The organism is Paenibacillus sp. SJS-P3 (assembly GCF_056711585.1).
The window spans coordinates 146,439-165,124 of the sequence record NZ_CM160043.1 but is presented as its reverse complement, the minus strand read 5'-3'; the positions used below and the strand labels follow the sequence as shown (position 1 = coordinate 165,124).

General features: G+C 53.8%; 18 protein-coding genes and 1 pseudogene. 5 read left to right on the top strand and 14 right to left on the bottom strand.

Going from position 1 to position 18,686, the window contains the following annotated elements; all coding sequences use genetic code 11:
- Positions 1–52: 52 nt before the first annotated feature.
- The 3 genes and pseudogenes from AC06G8_RS00770 to AC06G8_RS00760 all read right to left on the bottom strand — a co-directional run bounded on the left by AC06G8_RS00770 (position 53) and on the right by AC06G8_RS00760 (position 4,518).
- Entirely contained in the window at positions 53–1,447 is a 1,395-nt protein-coding gene (locus tag AC06G8_RS00770; RefSeq protein WP_480284113.1) for a response regulator, read from the bottom strand.
- Positions 1,444–3,150 (bottom strand): sensor histidine kinase, encoded by a 1,707-nt coding sequence (locus tag AC06G8_RS00765; RefSeq protein ID WP_480284112.1) that lies wholly within the window; start codon positions 3,148–3,150, stop codon positions 1,444–1,446. The genes AC06G8_RS00770 and AC06G8_RS00765 overlap by 4 nt, the downstream gene beginning before the upstream one ends.
- A gap of 363 nt (positions 3,151–3,513) precedes the next feature.
- Positions 3,514–4,518: pseudogene (locus tag AC06G8_RS00760) on the bottom strand (IS630 family transposase).
- Between the two features lie 158 nt (positions 4,519–4,676).
- On the opposite strand from AC06G8_RS00760, the gene AC06G8_RS00755 reads away from it, so the two are divergent.
- Positions 4,677–5,120 (top strand): ATP dependent DNA ligase, encoded by a 444-nt coding sequence (locus AC06G8_RS00755; RefSeq protein WP_480284111.1) that lies wholly within the window; start codon positions 4,677–4,679, stop codon positions 5,118–5,120.
- 8 nt (positions 5,121–5,128) lie between these two features.
- On the opposite strand, the gene AC06G8_RS00750 is transcribed toward AC06G8_RS00755, so the two are convergent.
- Positions 5,129–5,731 (bottom strand): DUF2812 domain-containing protein, encoded by a 603-nt coding sequence (locus tag AC06G8_RS00750; protein WP_480284110.1) that lies wholly within the window; start codon positions 5,729–5,731, stop codon positions 5,129–5,131.
- Positions 5,718–6,038: a PadR family transcriptional regulator gene (locus AC06G8_RS00745; RefSeq protein WP_447665118.1), complete on the bottom strand. Its 321-nt coding sequence runs from the start codon at positions 6,036–6,038 to the stop codon at positions 5,718–5,720. The genes AC06G8_RS00750 and AC06G8_RS00745 overlap by 14 nt, the downstream gene beginning before the upstream one ends.
- A 432-nt stretch (positions 6,039–6,470) precedes the next feature.
- On the opposite strand from AC06G8_RS00745, the gene AC06G8_RS00740 reads away from it, so the two are divergent.
- The 3 genes from AC06G8_RS00740 to AC06G8_RS00730 all read left to right on the top strand — a co-directional run bounded on the left by AC06G8_RS00740 (position 6,471) and on the right by AC06G8_RS00730 (position 8,764).
- Positions 6,471–7,004: a sigma-70 family RNA polymerase sigma factor gene (locus tag AC06G8_RS00740; RefSeq protein ID WP_480284109.1), complete on the top strand. Its 534-nt coding sequence runs from the start codon at positions 6,471–6,473 to the stop codon at positions 7,002–7,004.
- A complete protein-coding gene (locus tag AC06G8_RS00735) occupies positions 6,991–8,127 on the top strand; it encodes a DUF4179 domain-containing protein (protein WP_480284108.1) in 1,137 nt (378 codons plus the stop codon). Before AC06G8_RS00740 ends, AC06G8_RS00735 begins: the two co-directional genes overlap by 14 nt.
- Positions 8,128–8,284: 157 nt before the next feature.
- Positions 8,285–8,764 carry a VanZ family protein gene (locus AC06G8_RS00730; protein ID WP_480284107.1) on the top strand — a complete coding sequence of 160 codons (480 nt, stop codon included), beginning with the start codon at positions 8,285–8,287 and terminating at the stop codon, positions 8,762–8,764.
- A gap of 5 nt (positions 8,765–8,769) precedes the next feature.
- Here AC06G8_RS00730 and AC06G8_RS00725 read toward each other — a convergent pair whose 3' ends face one another.
- The 7 genes from AC06G8_RS00725 to AC06G8_RS00695 all read right to left on the bottom strand — a co-directional run bounded on the left by AC06G8_RS00725 (position 8,770) and on the right by AC06G8_RS00695 (position 15,823).
- The gene (locus tag AC06G8_RS00725; protein WP_480284106.1) at positions 8,770–9,732 is read right to left on the bottom strand and encodes an NAD(P)H-binding protein; all 963 of its coding nucleotides are present in this window, start codon (positions 9,730–9,732) and stop codon (positions 8,770–8,772) included.
- 246 nt (positions 9,733–9,978) lie between these two features.
- On the bottom strand, positions 9,979–10,500 hold the full coding sequence (locus AC06G8_RS00720) for a TetR/AcrR family transcriptional regulator (RefSeq protein ID WP_480284105.1): 522 nt from the start codon (positions 10,498–10,500) through the stop codon (positions 9,979–9,981).
- Between the two features lie 562 nt (positions 10,501–11,062).
- Positions 11,063–11,557, bottom strand: a complete 495-nt coding sequence (locus AC06G8_RS00715; protein WP_447665112.1) for an SRPBCC family protein — start codon at positions 11,555–11,557, stop codon at positions 11,063–11,065.
- 2 nt (positions 11,558–11,559) lie between these two features.
- Positions 11,560–11,889, bottom strand: coding sequence for an ArsR/SmtB family transcription factor (locus AC06G8_RS00710; protein WP_447665111.1), 330 nt, complete (start codon positions 11,887–11,889; stop codon positions 11,560–11,562).
- Positions 11,890–11,922: 33 nt separating this feature from the next.
- Positions 11,923–12,261: a DUF1801 domain-containing protein gene (locus tag AC06G8_RS00705; RefSeq protein ID WP_447665140.1), complete on the bottom strand. Its 339-nt coding sequence runs from the start codon at positions 12,259–12,261 to the stop codon at positions 11,923–11,925.
- Positions 12,262–12,860: 599 nt separating this feature from the next.
- Positions 12,861–13,907, bottom strand: a complete 1,047-nt coding sequence (locus AC06G8_RS00700; protein ID WP_480284104.1) for a sulfurtransferase — start codon at positions 13,905–13,907, stop codon at positions 12,861–12,863.
- A gap of 380 nt (positions 13,908–14,287) precedes the next feature.
- Positions 14,288–15,823: an MFS transporter gene (locus AC06G8_RS00695; protein ID WP_480284103.1), complete on the bottom strand. Its 1,536-nt coding sequence runs from the start codon at positions 15,821–15,823 to the stop codon at positions 14,288–14,290.
- 133 nt (positions 15,824–15,956) lie between these two features.
- Between AC06G8_RS00695 and AC06G8_RS00690 the strand changes: the two genes are divergently transcribed.
- Complete coding sequence (locus tag AC06G8_RS00690) at positions 15,957–16,457, top strand: GNAT family N-acetyltransferase (protein WP_076359603.1); 501 nt, start codon at positions 15,957–15,959, stop codon at positions 16,455–16,457.
- 350 nt (positions 16,458–16,807) lie between these two features.
- Here AC06G8_RS00690 and AC06G8_RS00685 read toward each other — a convergent pair whose 3' ends face one another.
- Complete coding sequence (locus AC06G8_RS00685; protein WP_480284102.1) at positions 16,808–18,037, bottom strand: EAL domain-containing protein; 1,230 nt, start codon at positions 18,035–18,037, stop codon at positions 16,808–16,810.
- Positions 18,038–18,286: 249 nt separating this feature from the next.
- Positions 18,287–18,580 (bottom strand): hypothetical protein, encoded by a 294-nt coding sequence (locus tag AC06G8_RS00680; RefSeq protein ID WP_447665107.1) that lies wholly within the window; start codon positions 18,578–18,580, stop codon positions 18,287–18,289.
- Positions 18,581–18,686 lie beyond the last annotated feature (106 nt).

The following is an 18,686-nucleotide window of genomic DNA, read 5'->3' as shown; positions in this document are numbered from 1 at the left end:
AATCTCCAACTATAATTTCCAACATTCCCCCCACTGTCTTGCCCCCATTTATCTACCTTCGATGATTCTGGCGATATTCACTCGGAAGCTCACCGGCCAATTCACGGAAAATCCGGCTGAAATACTTCTCGTCCGTGTACCCGGTTTGTTCCGCAATCCAGACAATGGGCTTGTTTGTATTCAACAAATACTCCTTGGCCTTTTCTATGCGGACAGAACGGCAGTACTCGTTGAACGTTTTTCCGATGATATCCTTAAAGCATTGACTGAAGTAGCTTCGGCTTAGATTGAGCCGCTGCGCCAGTTCGGCGGCTGTAACCTGCCTGTCCATTTCCTCCTGGATGATCATGATTGCCTTCGTGATGAACTCGACGATTTCGGGTGAATAGGACAGATGCTTCATTGATTGCCGGATGCAACCGCGGACTTCGCCTAACCACTGCTCGACCGCAAACCACGAATGCACCGCGGGGATAGCAGGAATGTTTACCGACAGGGTATGGACAAACATCCGTTTCCACTCCGTGACCAGCGAATACAACATGCCCATTAACTGATTCTGCTGCAGCCGCAGCGATTTTGTTTCAACCAGAAGGCTTTGAAACCCTTCTTCGTTATGAATCCATGTGGATATCAACCATTGATCCTTTATTTTCTCCATTGCCAAATGATCCGTTTCGCTAATCTCCTCCTGGAGATTGGCCCTGGAAACCGTTATGATCGTCCGGTCCGGATGATACGCATAAAAAAGCACTTTCTGCGAATAGTCTCTTATCCAACGCTTCATATCGTTCACGGTCATTCCCTGGAAGTCGGACAAAATAAGCAGCACGACGTTTGGTTCCAGGCGCACTATGTCCGATAGGACTTTAAATCCTTCATCCTCGCGGCCTGCCGCGGGCACACATATCCAACTGCGCGCATCCCCCTCAAGAAGGGTTACATCAGCATGCGCCAGATTCAGCCATCCATGATCGATTTCGCGTTCGAGGTGCAGCAACGCATAACTCTGTTTAACGGAGGGCACGAGGCTGTCATTTTGCAAAGCGGCCGGGAGCGCCGGATTTGACTCGCCGATCCGTTCGGCGATTCGGCCGAGAATGTCCTCGTACTGGTCTTCATCCATCTGCACCTTCGCAATATAATCAATCGCGCCAAGCCTGAGCGCCTCCTGAATATACTCAAAATCCTGATGAAGCGTTAAGACAACCGTATGCATGCGCGGATACTTTTTACGGACGACCCGCAGCAATTCAATACCAGACATGACAGGCATGGACAGGTCGGTGATCAGCAAGTCAACCGGCTGCGATTCCAGGAACTCCAATGCTTTCTCGCCATTGCCGGCTTCCCCCACAACATGCATTCCGAACTTGTGCCAGGGGAGAAGCGAAATCAAGCCTTTGCGGACCAGCTTATCGTCGTCCACCAAAAGTACTTTGATCATGATGACATATCCTCTCCAATCAAAGGCAGGGTAAGAACGATTCGGGTCCCCCTGCCGATCTCACTCATGATCTCCAGTTTTGCTTTATTGTCATACCGGGCCTCCAGTATGCGCATCACATAATTCATCCCGATCCCCATGCCAATCTTTTCCTGGGCGACCGTCCGGCTGCTCAGCAGCTCATTGATCGTCTCCTGTGACATGCCCGCCCCATTGTCCTCAATCGTAATCATCACGTCCTTACCCCGCTTCACACTGACGTGGATATAGCCGTCATCGCTTAACCCATGATAAAGTGAATTTTCAACCAGCGGCTGAAGGATAAAGCGTGGCACGGCCATCTCAAGGATGCTGTCGTCCAATTCGATTCGAACGTCAAACTGGAAGTCATAGCGGATTTGCTGCAGCACCAGGTACTGCTTCAGCGCATCGATCTCTTCCCGGATCGTTGATACCTGCCCAAGCTTGCCCAAATTGTAAAACAGCAGCTTGTTCAGCGACTTGACGAGCCGGCTGATCTCCTTTTGTCCGTTCATCATCGCGAGCCAGTTTACCGTATCCAGCGTGTTCATCAAGAAATGGGGGTTGATCTGATAGAGCAGCTTCTCCACCTCGAGATCGTGACGTTTTTTCTCCTTCCGCTCTATCTCGTTAAACAAGTTCCAGATCTCGTCTTTCATCTCCGAAAACTTCCTTAACAGATAATCGAATTCGGGAATTTTCGTCAGCTCACGCTGCGACGGCGAACGATTGTGAGACATCAACCTGATCTCAGCCTGAAAAATATTCAGCGGCCTGTATACCATTTTCCAGAGCAGCCAGGCAAACAATATCGTCAAATTAAAAAAAACCAGGGAAACCAGGAAAACTTGCAAAATCCATCGATTTTTTTCCTTGTTATAATCCGTCTCGGAAATAACGGACACGACACTCCAGCCTTGATTGGAAGTCTGCCTGAACCAGTGATAGCCCTTAAACAGGCCTGTCTCCGCATCCTTGTCAACCCCGGGAAAGGCGTCTCCGGCAGCGAATATACGCGGTTTATCACTGTAGGCAATCCGGCCGGTGCTGTCCAAGATCAGGTGAGAAAGGCTTCCGCCGTATTCGTTGCTGTCGAGGATATCTTGCGTCATGGAAAATCCCGATTCCGTGTACACATAGACATCGTCCCGATCCGGAAGGCCCACCTTCCTCAGCGCAGACAACACAATTTGGTCGTCATATTCATTCATGCTTTGATACGGGCCGAAATAGGTAATGCCGTAATATTGGGCAAGCAATGGTAACGATTTCAGTGAAAAAGTCTTTTTTACCGGGAAGTTTTCGAACTCGATTTTGTCGCCGTCCTTTATATAATAAAAGGATAATCCTATGCTTGGGTTCGTGAATGTAACCATGTTCAGTTCATTTTTCAACTGGTCTCGGGTCTGTACGCGCTGATAGGCGTCCATCGGTTGGTACCATACGTTGTCCAGTTGTTTGATGATCGATTGGCCGTATGCCAGATGCTGTGAGACATGATTCAGGTTGCTGATCGTATTTTGCAAGGAAAGCTCGACCTGCCTCAGGTTGCTTTTAATGCCGCTGTCTATTTTGTTATCGAAGATATGATCGATCGTATAGTTCGAGATGAAAAAAATACTCACAAAGGGAACCAGCGAACTGATGATAAAAATTAGAAATATCCTTCGTTTTAACGTCAATCGAACCGACAACCTTCCGCATGTTGATCTGGGCAGGATCTTGGCCGCAGTAAGCGGCGGGTTTCGCAAACAGACAAGCAGAATTTATGGAGAAGTCCCTGTCCGAGAAGACAAAAAAGGATCAGTTATTGGGTTCCGCCACGTAACCCTCACTATAGGACGTAACCATAGAGAGCGTCAATGACGGGTGCTGGCAATACGTATCTTAAATCATGTAAATTTTACAAATTGGGCCAACGCCATTATGCGCGTTGCAAGGTACGCCAATGAACTGGATTCTTTTGGCAAAAAACGTCAAATTACACTCCCTGAAGGTCCAAATACACGCAAAAATAATACAACTATATAGACTGAACTTTTGAATTACATGCGGATACACAGCCGATCGATGACCTCCATGGGCCTGGCATTGACGCGTTTCATGAAGGGGGCGACGTTGATGCGGATGTGGTAAAACTTCTTGTAAAACACATTATGGAGGACATCGCTTTTCAACCATTTCCATAGCCCTTCAACTAAGTTGAGATCCGGCGAGTACTTCGGCAGAAAGACGAATTGCAGCCGTTTATGCTCTTGCAAATAGGCTTGTACCTGTGCGGCATGATGAATCTGGCCGTTATCCAGGACCATCACCATCTTGCCTTCAGGATAGGCCTTCAGAACAGCATCGAGGAACTGGATAAAAGCCGGGGCATCATACCGCTCGCCGTCACGGTAGAGCACGTGCCCGGTCTCGTAATCCAGCACGCCAAACAGTTTCGCGCCTTCTTGGCGTCCGTAAGTCGGAACCTTTCGTTGCTGCCCAATCGGGAACCAGTTATATTGCAGCGACTGGTACGTCCGAATCATGCACTCGTCTTCAAACAGCAGATGGTCGATTTCTTGGTTCATCAGCTTTTTTTAGCGCTGGGAAGGTCTCCGATTTGAACGCTGCCTGCTCCGCAGGATCGGCCAGTTCCATGGTGTAAGTTGCCTTTGTGTGGCTGAATCCGAGCCGGTGCAGCAGGACGGACATTCCTTTTTCCGTATAGCTTTCGGAGCTTGAGGGTCCATGTATACTTGGCTTCGATGCTACGTCGACCGGCCGCTTGTTTGCAATGGTGCCCGCCAGGATCTTCTCTTGCTCATCCGTAAGCCGGCGGGGTTTGCCGGGTGAATGGCCCAGCCCAAGACCTCCAATTCCGTCACGCTCATAGCTATGAATGTATCCGGCGGTGGTTTTCTCCATCCGTTTGATCATCTTCGATATGTCTTAATCGTGCGGCCTTCAAGGCCGTGTAGCACCGCCAAATAACGCTCATACATCCGTTTGTCGGAAGCCTCGCGAAGCGCCTTTTCAACTCTATGCTTTTCGTCGGTTGTTGCCATAAAATCACGTCCTAACTGGTTGTTGTTTCCTCTATTACCCCAACTAGGACTGGCCGATTTTTCAAAATGCTATTCTTTAATTCAGTCTATATAGCCAATTGTTTATTTAGGTCAAATGAAATTATATTGACCTGTTCGAGGCGATCCGGAAGCAGGACATGGAGGGGATCGTGTGCAAGGATCTGCGCAGCACCTATGCCGTAGGCGGCAAGGATTCGCGATGGAGGAAGGTGAAAAATTACGGGGACATCATGGCGGCGATCGGCGGCTACACGCTCAGCGGAAGATACGTGAATGCCGTGCTGCTCGAGCAGTACGATAGCGAAGGCAGACTATGGTACATCGGCCATACCGGCACCGGCAAGCTGTCGAGAGCGGAATGGCGGGCCCTGACGCAGGCGCTGGCGCCGATGGCGGCCCCGGGCTCCCCGTTCGCCAACCGGCCGGAGCGCTACAAGGACGCCTACTGGGTGATGCCGAAGCTGACGGCCAAGGTGCAGTACAGCGAGTGGAGATGGCGGGAAGGCCGCGCGCTGCGTCAGCCCTCCATTCAGGCGTTCGTGAACGCGTCGCCCGAACAATGCATATTGCCTTGGGCATAAGCCGCCGGTCAGGCGTATTTCTTTTTCAGCTTATAGTATTGATAATAGCTGTAGAGGCACATGAGGCAGCAGATCGCAAAGATCCAGGCCGGCAGGAAGCGAAGCATCGCGAATGGGGTCTCGAATAGAAAGGCGCGCCAGAAGGAAGCTCCTTCCATCTCCCATAAGCCGTCCGTCAGATAGCTTGCTTTGATATTGAACATAGCGTTAAAAATGTGGCCGTTGAACACGGCACAGATGTAAATGAAGAAGAGACATGCCGTCGTCAGCGCATAATGGGTCAGGCGCTTATAGAAGGCAACCAGCGAGCCGGCATCGGAAAAGATCTCGTCGCGCCCGTCCGCAGGCTTTTGCCAATATTGCACGCTCCCCCATCGGCTGCCCTTCAGAAGGGTCCACCCGAAATCCGCGTAGGTCATCTTATAATCCTCGTACTTCCCCGCGCTCATACGATCCTGATAATCGAGACGGATAACCATCCTGCGGCTGGAAGGCTCAAAGGTGTACCCGCCGAGCGGGCCGATCCGCCGGCAGGAGTATCCTTCGGCCAGCCGATCGTTCAGCCACTTCTCCTCTTTCAGCAGGTTGATGAACCATCTACGTTTTTTCATGGCGATCCCTCGTTTCATAAAGTGATAGCAGATGCTCTACCCTTCTTCGCTCGATTTCCAGGATGCGTTCTCCGTCCTGCGTGATCCTGTATACTTTCCGGCGGCCCGTCTCGCCCGGCACCGGCTCGATCCAGCCGTGCTTGCTCAAGTTCTCCACGGCCCCGTACAGCGTTCCGGCCGCCAGAATGACAGTCCCTGCGCTCATCTGCTCGACCGTTTGCATGATCGCGTATCCATGAAGCGGCTCCTTGAGCGAGAGCAAGATATAATGCATCGTTTCCGACAGCGGCAGCAGCGGATGCTTCATGCAGCGCTCCCCCTTCCCATATACAGTCTAACTGTACAGTTGAACTTTATATTATTATATACAGTCGAACTATACATTTCAACTGTATAACAAAAAAAGAGCAGGGCGAGTTGCGTCCCCCTGCTCTGTCGTCTATTTTGCGAGACACGTTTCGCGTAACGCGCTCCCGGCTATGGAGATCCCACTCCGCCCCTTTGTCATTTGCCCTGATCGTTCTACCCCTATGGCTCTTCTTCCGATCATCTATGGGAGCGACTGGCCCGAGGTAGGCTGGTGCGTGTCCTGCTGGTGACGGCCAAGCCGTCCAGACTAGGGTATGAAGAAAGGGAGAATCAAGATAAGTTCAAAAGATAGTTATATTACAAAAATAAATGTGACCCTATACCGACGGGAGCAGTCTAACTTGTAGATAAGAAAAAAGGAGTGTGGAATGTGGAGTTAAATCAACTTGCGGTTCAAGCGACAGCGGGCGACCGCAATGCTTTTATCAGCCTTGTCAAGCACTTGGAGAACTCTTTACACCATATGGCCAAATCCATCGTGGGTAAAGACGAAGATGTCGCAGATGCCCTACAGGAAACCATCCTGAAGGCTTATAAATCGATACATTCCCTTCGTGAGCCCAAATTCTTTAAGACCTGGATCCTCCGAATTCTGATCAATGAATGCAATACGATTCTGTCAGGCCGCTCCCGCACCGTAGTTTGCTCAGAGCTTCTGGCGTCTTCTTCAAACTCCGACGACTACGATAAAGTTGATTTGAGAGAAGCCGTGGACCGACTGGATGAGAAGCAGCGTATCGTTGTCATTCTTCATTATTTTGAAGACTTGCCGCTGCGGCAGGTGGCCAGTGTCCTCGACATCTCGGAGAGTGCCGTCAAGATGCGCCTTTCCAGAGCACGCGATACACTTTTGAAAAATTTTAAAATCTTTCGTGAAGGGAAGATGAACTATGGATCCGTTTAAACTACAGATGGAACTGAAAAAACAGAAAGAGGTGAACAACACAGATATGGAGATGTCACCGCTTGTCCGCACACGTCTGGATGAGACTTACGCTTCGCTCACGGAGCTGCCTGCCCAGCGTACTAACAGACCCACACGTTCGCGGCTGCGCGCATCAACCTATGTCACTGCAGCAGCTGTCTTCCTCGGAGCAGCACTCTTCACTTCCGGCTTCGTGTCTCCGGTCATGGCGGGCTCGATCAAGAATATTCCTTTAATAGGAAGCATCTTCAGCTCTATTGAAGGCGACACCGGACTCCGCAATGCCGGTGACCTTGGGCTTGCCTCAACCGTGAACAGCAATGTTTCCTATAAAGACATTAAGCTTGAGGTGAAAGAGACGGTCTTCGACGGAAGCCGGGCCGCTTTTCTGGTCAGTGTGACGGCTCCTAATCTGAAGAATGGCCGCTATGATAACGGAAAAAAGGTAATGAAACTCAGCAATGCAATTGAGAATGTATATTTCAGTGTTGACGGAAAATCGCAAGGAGATCCGGGTTCGTTCCTGAAGGGCGGATCCTACATGGGTGCCGGGGAAGAACATCCGAACATGCTAATCTTTGAAGAAGTTCTCGATATATCCAGCACCAGCTCCATTTCCGACTCATTCATTGCCGATGTAACGGTCATCTTGGACGGAATTGACCATGAATTTAAACTGAATGTTCCCTTCCATAAAACCACGGAAGATATAGAAAATGTACATCCGAATGCTGTTGTCCCCAATGAAGAGCTTACTTTCTCCGTCATCGACCTGCAGTTGACCCCATTGACGACTCGTGTGAATTATTCAATTGCATTGAACAACATGATTACATTGGAAATGAAAGATGAACTCAGATTACGTCATATCGGTGTAGCCGTATTCAACGATCAAGGCCGCCAATTGGCCACCCTGGGCGGGGATGGCGAGTATGAAGCGAACAGCCTGAACTTTGACAGCCGATATGCCTCAACACCCGGGGAGACCAAATATTTGATTCTGAAGCCTTTTGTAATCAAGGATGATTTTTCAGAGAGCGTACATGAGGATCAATATATCAAGGGATTGGAAACAAGAATTGAGCTGCCTTCTGCCAAATAAATAAGAAGACAGACTGCCCAGGTTATTCTTCGTAGTCTGTCTTTGTTTCTAATATCAATAATCTATGCCTAGTGAAGGGAGATTCCAAGCATATGTCTATCCAATTCACCATTGAATCCTGGTATGTCCTGCTGCCGATGTATTTCTGATCGTTCTGTTGGCACTGGCTATAGTTAAGAAACGGAAGTTTACACCTCTGCAATACACCTTGCTGTTCACGTTCAGCATCTATCTAATCGTTGTTATCCATTTGGTATTCTTTCCGATTGATGTAAATATCGGATTATATGCGAACCAGACGCCTTGGTACAAAACGATTAATTATATCCCTATATTAACAGTCGATTTAAAGACCTTTATCCTGAATATCATCATGCTGATCCCACTGGGTATCTATCTGCCTTTGTTGAATCCTAAATACGGCAGCATAACAAAAATGGCGAAACTCGCTCTACTCCTCAGCCTCTCGTTTGAAATTCTGCAGTTGATCATCCGGATTACTCTTGGCAACGGCAGAAGTACGGATATTAACGACATTCTAGCCAATACTCTTGGGGGTACACTTGGTTTCCTTATCATTAACAAACTGATCAAGACGGATGCTATTCAACGTCTGGCGGCCAGGTTCAGTCTGTAGTGGTCTTAATTTTTCATATTCAAGGCTTTTATCGTTGAGGCGATCCCTTCCTGGAAGGGCGTTGCCACGATTGGACCGATGAACCGTTCGTACTTGTCTCTGCTTAGCGTCAGCGGCTCTTCGGTTAAGTAAAGCATCTCCACCACTTCCTTCATAACGGGCAAGACGATTCCGAGCAGAGACAAACCCAGCTTCTTCAACGGAATGACCGGTTTGATGCTGCCGCTTGCCGTATGCGCGATCTTCACGATGTCTCGCCCGGCGATTAAGCCGGCACCCGGGATATGCCAATTCTGTTCGTAGGCGAAGTCTCTGCCGGCCAGCTCGACAATCATGGCCGCCGCATCCGGCAAATAGACATATTCGCGAGGAATATGCATATTGCCGATGAAAAACGACATCTTGCCGGCCGCGATCGCCTCCAGAGTCGAGCCCAAATAAGAGGCTTCGTTGGCTGTTGGTCCATAATAATCCGGCAATCGGGCGATCAAAACCTTGGCCTTGTTCCACCGCTTGCTGAACAACATCCGTTCATAGTCCAAGCGGACTTTTCCTTTTCGAGTATGCGGCTCTTTGGGATGCTCCTCGGTTACAGGGTCGGATTGTCTCCTGCCGTATGGGTATATACCGTCAATCGCGACGACCCGGACAGCCATGCGGTCCGCCGCCTCCATCACCGACTCGCCCAGCGGAATCAGCTTATTCGTCATCTCGTGGTACGGAACATTCGCGCAATGAAACCATACGTCTGTTCCGCCTGCTTGAGAAACGATATCGTCGGGTCGCATAGCGTCCCCTACGGCAAGCGTCAGATGATCGGGGCTGCCTAGCCGACTCGCGAATTGCTCTAATTTCTGACGCGAACGCCCGAACGCAATCGTGTCGATCCCGCGCTTCACCAGTTCCTCCGTAATCGCGGCTCCCGTTCCGCCGGTTGCTCCAATGACCATTGCCTTCGTTATCGTCATCTCATCTCGACCTCTTTCGTATTTTTTGTGATTGATTGATCAATTACAACTCTTCAAAAAAATTTCCGGTCTCTTGCCAATTCGCTTTGATTATTGCGTACTTATGCAGCTGACGATCAAATTGCCACAAGTGGAGCGTCTGAATTTCACTTCGCGGCTTTGTGATTGATCAATCACTAACTTTATATCCACTGTAACAAATGGTTAGTGATTGGTCAATAACACTTTTGGGAAAAACTTCCCCCTTCATCCCTTCATCAATTCGGGCATATGCAGCGCGACGGCCACATTGCACAGCACTCCCCGGGCGAGAAACAGCATCGTCCGCTCTTCGGGCTTCTCGAGACCGGCTTCACGGAACGCCGTCAGCACCATATCGCGGACTTCCTTAAAGCCGCCCCGCATCGTCTCCTGGATCGCTTCCTCCCGAATGGTCTGCGCCTGCATCTGCAAGAACATCTCGTTCCGGTGCATCGCCTGAATATTCTCGTATTCCTGAATAAGCGTAGCCTCCAGCAATTCCGGCGATGTCGTCTCCACCACCTCACGGAACGACTCGATCACCCTGTACCAGGAGACCTCCAACGCGCCCAGCAACAGCTTTTCCTTCGTCGAGAAAAATCGAAATACGTAGGGCTGCGAAATACTCGCCCGTTCTGCCACCTGTGCCGTCGTAGCTCGGTAATAGCCGACTTCCGCGAATACTTCGATCGCCGCAGAAATAATCTCCGTTTTACGATTAACGGACGTTGCATCGGATTTAGCCATCCCTCGATCCCCCTTTCGATAGTGATTGATCAATAATGAAGCCAGTATACATCGGCCGTCAGATCAATGCAACGACTTAAGGCCGTCCCTGTCATCTTGGGACGGCCTATTTCACTGTCTGCCTTAGAAGTACGTGAACGAGCGAACCTGATTCAAATCGAGGCCGAAGTACGCCCAGAAGAAACCGAACCATCTGAACCCGCAACAGAATTACGCCCGACGAATACTTTTAAGGCGGGCCGGGTTTGCATACCGTGATGCGGGCTTCCCGGCCTTCTTTGAGCATATACAGAGGATACGAGCGCATGCTCGGTTTGCTGTATATACGAAATCCAATCGCTCCAGCTTCTTATCCCCCACGATCCCCTGTGTTCGCAGGATTCCGGAACAAAAAAGTGGGGTTCGGCAAAGGGTGGATGGGCTGGGGTTTGGACGGATGGGGACTGTTTGCAAGCTGTTGAATGGATGTTTGCAAACAAGTTTCTCCTAAACTACTGTATCCAAAAGAGGCATGGAAACAGCAAAAAGCAACGTCCCTGCAGTCGGAACGTTGCTTTCTCCATTATTGCTGGCTGGCCAAGTATTGGTCCAACTGTTCGAACGTACCGGCGAACCCTTGCTTGACCATTGGCTTCATAGCATCGAATGCTGCCATTTCCTCTTCCGATGCATTCACTGGACCGCCACTGAATGTTACTGTGGTCCTTCCATCCACTTCATCGAAGGTCAGGATGTTAATAATCTCAAGCGGCCAGTTCGGGTTAAATGGAGCCCGCACTGTATTCCCTTGTTCATCACTGAACGATTGAATGAAAACAAGTTTTTCCGGCTCACTCACTTCTTGATACACGAATTTCCCCCACATGCTCATTCCATCGGGCGATTTCTGGCACCCGAGGAAAATTCCGCCCGGACGGGCATCCATCTTGCTGATTTCGAGAGTGAATCCCTTTGGACCCCACCATTTGCTAAAATGCTCCGCCTCCGTCCACACCTTAAACACGAGTTCGCGTGGAGCGTTAAATTCACGAGTTAACAACACTTCATGGTTTACCATTTCTATTCCTCCCTGCTACTTTGGTTCTGGAGTTTAGTTAGATACTCATCCAACTGATCAAATTGATTTTCCCACAAGCTGCGAAACGTGCTAAGCCAGGTATCCATCTCCTGAAGGGGTTGGGATCTAAGCTTGTAAAACCGACGATTGGCAACTGGATGCACATCAACGATCTTCGCTTCATTAAGTACTTTTAAGTGTTTTGATGCTTGTGGCTGCCGGATTTGCAGCTTATTCGTAATTTCCCCTACGGTAAGTGGGCCGTTGCGCAGTAGCTCCACAATCCGCATTCGTGTGGGCTCTGCTAAAGCACCGAGCGTCTCCGTTTCCATATTATCTTTCTCCGACCCAATGCTGTCTCTTCATTAGAGCGCTTGAGTGGCTTGAGCGAGTAACGAGGAAAGCACGGTGTAGTCTGGGGAAACTCCTTCTTTAATTTTGATCCATTTGCGTTCCGGCGGTCCTTCGAAGCCCTTCGGAAAGTCCATCCCAGCTGTGTTCATGATCATAAAGGCTATCGCATCCTTCGAAGGTGAAATCACTGCGGCATAGTGGCCGTTTTTCAGAAAATGGGGCTTTTTGTATTGAATTCGTTCTTCAACCGATGGAATGGTTTGGTGAACCATATCTCTCAGCCGCCTAGAAAGCTCAATTTGCCATGTTTCTCCCAAGTTCTCGATAAAGGCGGTAACCTCTTCGTTCATCACTCCCTGATCAACTCCTTTCGTTAAATTTTTCCATAAACGAAATATACCATATGAGGAATATTCCCGTAAAGGGATTTTATAATTTTTCCCGCAACAGTGTAGCAAACTTTCTGTAGATCGTACTTACATACATTGTCCGCTTGGATTGCTCAGCTGCTGGCGTTGCTGGACTTCGGGAGGACTCTTGCTCCGAACGGCTCCCGGTCGTGACGGTTTGCGCGGTGGAATGGCTTTGGTTCTTCCACGTCCACTCCCTCGAACCTTCCCGTTCTTGATGCCGATGCCGCCAAACAGGGGGATACCGGGAACACCAAGGAAAGCCACGCGAATTGCTCCCATAGGCGGTCGTCCACTTGCTCCGCACGAAAGGACAAGCCGGGACTGTTTGTGGATGGACGCACGCGAAACCGACAAGCGTTCAACAACCACCTGACCCGACCACCTTGCTGTGGCTGGCTCCGAGGTCCCTGCAACTGCTTTCGTCGGGTTCTTGTTTGCAAGCTGTTGACAGAAAAGCCCAAAGAGGGCTGCAACAGGTCACTAGCTCACAACCTGTCACAGCCCCCAAACCCGCGTTCGACGCGGTCTCTCGGTTCTTACTCTTCCCCTGTCGCAATCGGATTCCCCTCATAGCTAATCCAATCGCTCCAGCTGCCCGCATACAGCTTCACATTGGTGAAGCCTGCCGCTTCCAGTGCGAGCACATTCGGCGTAGCCGTCACGCCGGAGCCGCAATAGACAATCATCTCGCGATCCTTCGGAAGTCCGGCGAACGCATCTTCCAGAGCGGCGCCGGACTTCCAGCGGCCCTGCTCGTCCTGAACGCCCTTCCAGAACCGGTTGACGGCGCCGGGAATATGCCCGGCCTTGGCGTCAAGCGGCTCCTCGATGCCCGCGTACCGGATCGGGTCGCGGGAGTCGATCAGCAGCGGGGCGGCGGCTTCGCCCGCCCCTTCCGCTGCCTCGTTCGGCTCCTCTACCGAGCCGAACGCCGCTTCGAGGCCGTCTACGACGGAGGCCTCGACGCCGAGGCGGTCAACCGGGGCCAGATTCCCCGGTTGGACCGCCTCCACGGATGCGTGCCCGCCGGCCGCATCCGTCCCGGCAGGGCCGCCGCTGCCGCCGGCGGCCCAACACCCTGGCGCAGCCGCAGACGAGGCGGCGCGCACTTCCTCCAGGTCCGCGAGCCGATGCGGCTGCGGCCTGGCGGCAAAGCCGCCCGGGACGACGATGCGCGTCTCGGCCGTCACGGGAAAGCCTGCGGCTTGCCAGGCGCCGAAGCCTTCGTCCATGACATAGACCGCGTCATGGCCGAGCCAGCGCAGCAGCCACCACAGACGCGAGGCCATCGCCCCGCCCTGGTCGTCGTACGCGACGACGCGGGAGTCCGGGCCGATGCCCGCGCGGCGGAACACCGCCTGCAGCGCTTCCGGCTCCGGCAGCGGATGGCGCCCGCCATGCGCTCCGACCGGAGCCGACAAATCCTGCTCCAGGTCCAGATACACGGCGCCGGGAATATGGGCTTCCTCATAGGCAGAGCGCCCCGACAGCGGCTTGCCGAGCGCGAACCGGCAGTCCGCGATGACGAGATCAGGTTCATACATCCGGGCCAGCAGCCATTTCGGCGATACGATGGTTCCCATGGGAAAATCCTCCTCATAAGCGAATAGGCTTGGCTCCGATCCAAGCCTGCGCCGTGATCGGTTCCAGCGATTCTAGAAGCGTGTTGAAAAATAGGTGGCCTGCGGTCGGTATGGGTCTCCAATCGCTGTTGTCGTTCTGATTTCATTGAAAAAGGGATTAGCAGTTGAAATCAGACGACAAAGGCGAACGCTGACGCTGTTCCGACTCCATTCCGACCCTCCGGTCACTTTTTCACCACGCTTCTAGAGCTTGTTCTGCAATTACCCAGGCTGTTCATCCGAGCAGGATGCCAATGTCAGCCTCTTCTATTCAGCTGCTCGGCGCTCATTCCAACCGCCAATGCAGTTTCCCCATCTATTGCGCTTCCAACCCGGCCGGCTTACTCCGCAGCAGCCGAACCCTCCCGGCTCTTCCGCTCCCCGCCCCGCAGCGCCAGAAGCGCAAGCAGCAGCACGAGCAGCATGGCGGCCATCGCAGCCGTCATCTGCAGCAGGACATGCCAGTCATAGACGTCGAGAATCCAGCCTGCCAGCTTGGGGAACAGCGCCCCGCCAAGGCCGCCGCAAGCGACCATGAGGCTCGTCGTGCGATCCGTCATGCCCGGCAGCTTCTCGTTGACGTAGATCAGCGCGACCGCGAATATCCCCGCCATGAACAGTCCGGCGAGCGCGACCAGCACCAGCATCCAGGACAAGCCCGACTCCGTTACGCCCGACATCAGAACGAGAGACACGAGCGATGCTCCGACGGATACGAGCAGATAAGTCCGGTAGCCTGCCGCCTTGGTCGCCGCTCCGATGAACAGACGTCCAGCCACCATCGTGCCCCAGAACAGGCTGAGAACGGCGGATGCTTCCGCTTCCTTCAGTCCAGCCTGCGAGGTCATGACCGAGGGCAGATAGTTCGCGAACACCATCTCCATGCCGACATAGAGGAAAAAGAACAGCATGCCTGCCGTCAACAGCGGCATCGAGCCTCGTGCATAGCGGGGACGGACAGGCCGGTCAGCCGCTCGCCCGTCCGCAAGCTCCGGCGGGGACCCGCCGACGCTGCCGGCCCGATCCGCGAGACCTTGCCTCGCCGGAGCCGTCCCATGGCCTGGATGCCCGCTCTCCGCCCTTGCATCGGCCCTAACAGCCGAAGCGCTGCCGGATCCGGCAGCAGGCTCAGCGGGAGAAGCCGGCCTTGCTCCGGCAAGCCCTCCTTCTTCAGCATCTGCGGCTCCCGCTGGCACGGCGCCCGCTTCTCCGGCGCCTTCGCCTTCTGTCCTCTGCCTGACCATGACCGGTCCATCCAGGCCCGGCGCAGGCGCTTCGTCAGGCGAGCCTTCAAGGAGTGCAGGTCGGCGCGGTACATAGGCGACCGCCTCTTCCGCCTCCCCGAACGACAGCGTCATCCAGAGCAGGAGGCAGATGCCCGCCAGCGCGGTGAGCACCGGGAAGCTCATGGGCCAGATTCCGCCCTGGATGAGTATGGAAGCCACTCCGGGCATCACGAGCGCTCCGACGCCGAAGCAGACTTCGAGCCAGCCCATCGCGGAAGCTTTGCCTTTGACGAACACGTCCATGATCAACGCGCCTACGATAGCCTCCGTCACGCCGAATCCGAACCCGGCCACCGGCGCGACCAGCAGAATGATATCCCAAGGCGGCAGCGTGCTGTACACCGCCTCGGCAATTGTCAGCGCTCCCATGGCGAGCACCAGCGTGCTCCGGCGGCCGATCCGCGAGGAGAGCGCCGGCGCCGCCAGAACGCCGATCAGAAACCCGATGAATTGGTTGGTGATCCATTGCCCTGCCGAGCTGTAATCAAGCGCATACTCCTTCATGACCGGCTCCAGCAGCGCCCCGGCGACGACATGGGCTAGCCCTATGACGAAATAGGACAGGCAACCTAGCAAAATCAGTTTTCGCATCGCAGCTCCCTCAGGTGCAAGTTTTACATGATGAGTTCCTGTTGTCTCCCCATCATATCATGAGAGCAATCCGGAATGGTATAATGGCCATGACGAGTCAACCGTTATCACGGCCGAAGGAGTGAACCCTTATATGACGAATAAACCCGACGGCGGGCTGGGCTGGCAGGTCGTACCCATGACGGAGCGGCATGCCGAGGAAGTATGCGGCTGGCGCTTCGAGCCCCCCTATGACGTCTACAATAATGATCCTTGGGAAGTGCTCAGGAAGCTGGAGATCGAGATCGGAGATCCCAAGCTCAGGCAGGAGCAGTATGCAGCCGTTGTCGATCCGGAGGACGGCGAGCTGATGGGCTACGCGCAGTTCTTTCCCATCCAGGGCGTCACCCGCCTCGGTCTGGCGATGCGGCCCGATCTGTGCGGGGACGGGCTCGGCCCGGCCTTCGTCTCGCTGCTTGTCCAAGAAGCCAAGCGGCGCAAGCCCGGGGACGAGATCGACCTCGAGGTGCTCATCTGGAATCGCCGTGCGAAGCGCGCCTACGAGAAAGCCGGATTCCGCCTGACCGACACCTACGAACGCGGAACGCCGGAAGGACCGAAGATGTTCCACTGCATGGTGTACAAGGGCCGCTGACCGTCAGCGGCTGGGATGTAAATTAGCTCTATTCCTTCCAGCGGTTCGGTTGGACCTCGGCTCTACTCCATCCTGCGGCCCGGTTGGACCTCAGCTCTATTCCTTCCTGCGGCCCGGTTGGACCTCAGCTCTATTCCTTCCAGCGGTCCGGTTGGACCTCAGCTCTATTCCTTCCTGCGGTTCGGGGACCTCAGCTCTATTCCTTCCAGCTGTTCGGTTGGACATCAGCTCTATTCCTTCCAGCGGTCCGGTTGGACCTCAGCTCTACTCCTTCCTGCGGCCCGGTTGGACCTCGGCTCAGCTCTACTTCCAACGGCCCGTACTCACTGCAGCCTCCATAGGCTCTCCCGTCAGCCCGGCTCGTCCTCCCGGACGTCCACAAGCAGGAACATGTCCGGTCCCGCCGGCACGGACACGGTGCGCACTCGGCCTGCCCGGTGGAGATCCGTATACGGCCTTGAGATGGCGAAGCGCCGCCCGGACAGCAGCTCAACGCTGCTGTAGACGAAGTAGGGACGCCAGCTCCAGTCCGAGCCCCGATACCGCTCCTCCCGCATCCATCCGTCTACCGTGCGCTGATAGTCGGCGGAGAGCTGGATGCCGTCGGACCGGCACAGATAGGCGCGGATGCAGCCTGCATCGAGCTTTCGGAGCAGCGGTGCCAGGAAAGCCTCCTCGCCGCCTTCCCCTCCGCTGTCCTGGAGCAGACGCTCCGCCTCGCGGGCGAGCTCCTCGGCCTGCTTCCAGCGTCCGCTTTCCTCTCCCGCCTGCTTCCGCTTGGTCTCCAGCAGCTCCGAATCAAGCAGATGCTTATACCGGTCCCTGCTGCCGAAGGAAGCCTCCGCTCCCGAGAACAGATAACCTTGCACGTAGCGCGCTCCGGCCGATATCGCCCGCTGCAGATCCTGCCGGGTCTCGACCCCTTCCATGAGCAGGGAGGCGCCGATTCCGTCGGCGATGGCCGAGAGCGATCTCAGCACCCCGTGGAAGCCTTCGTGATGTGCGCTCCTGGACACCATATTCATATCGACCTTAAGCATGTCCGGCTGGATATGCGCGATCCGGTCCAGATTGCTGAACCGGCTTCCGACGTCGTCGACGGCGATGCTGCAGCCCGCCCTGCGGAATTCCTGCACCGCTCCCACGAGACATTCGATTTCTCCGTCGAAATTCTCCTCCGTCACCTCGATGCAGATCAGGCCGGGATCGACTTGGCATTGCTCCAGCAGCTTCAACATATGAAGGACAGAGCTGTCCACGCTGCCGGAGGACCCGCCGGACAGCCACCCCGGCTGAAGATTGATGAACAGCTTCTCGGTCCGTCCCAGCCGGCCATGCTCCTGCACGGCCTGCTCCCGGATGCAGGCGTCGAGCTCCCTCTTGGCCTCCTCGGAAACGCCGGGATGGCTGAAATAAGCCCCCAGGCTGCGCGTGCCGGAGGCTCCGCAATCTCTTCCAAGGACTTCGTATCCAGTTACGATCCGGGTATCCAGGGCCAGGATCGGTTGATAGTAGGCTCTCGGGTTCTGCGGGCGGGACGGCTGGTCCGCCTCCGGCCGCTCGCTTGAATCCATCTTCATCGCTGGAGCCTCTCCTGTACCGGTCATTTATGTGAGATAATTTGACATTAATTGCTATTGTATCGGACTCTCCCTTGCGTGACAAGCTTTCGAAGAGCTCCCGGAGAGCCCTACAGCCAGCCCTTTTTCGCGCATCGCGATCAGCCGGCATGCGGTACGCATCCGGCTGGTCGTTTTTTTCTATCCGCAGTTTCGCCGGCGCACTCCTGCCCGCTCTCGGCTGACGCATCCTCGTTCTCGGCGGCGAGCTCAGATCAGCCGTACGATGCGGGCTTCCTTGCCGTCCACCAGCACCTCGATGACATGGAACTTCGGCTTATAGGCGACGACACCCTCGCCCACATGCAGGATCGGCTCCTCGCCGAGGCCGTAGAAGACATCGTCGGCCAGCGCCTCCATCACCTCATGCTTCTCCTGGTCCCCAAGCTCGCCCCAATCCTCCTGGCTCATATCGAAAAAGGAGTAACTATCGCGAATCGCGCTCACCGCGACCGTCAGATCTTCCAATATTTCCTTGTATTCCCTCGCATGCTTCACGCCCATGCCTTCCGCCATCCTTCCTGTAAATACGGATCTATTTTCCTATTGTACACGGATATGTGGAGCCTTAACGCCTGGTGACACAATAAAAGCCAAAATTTCTCTAATC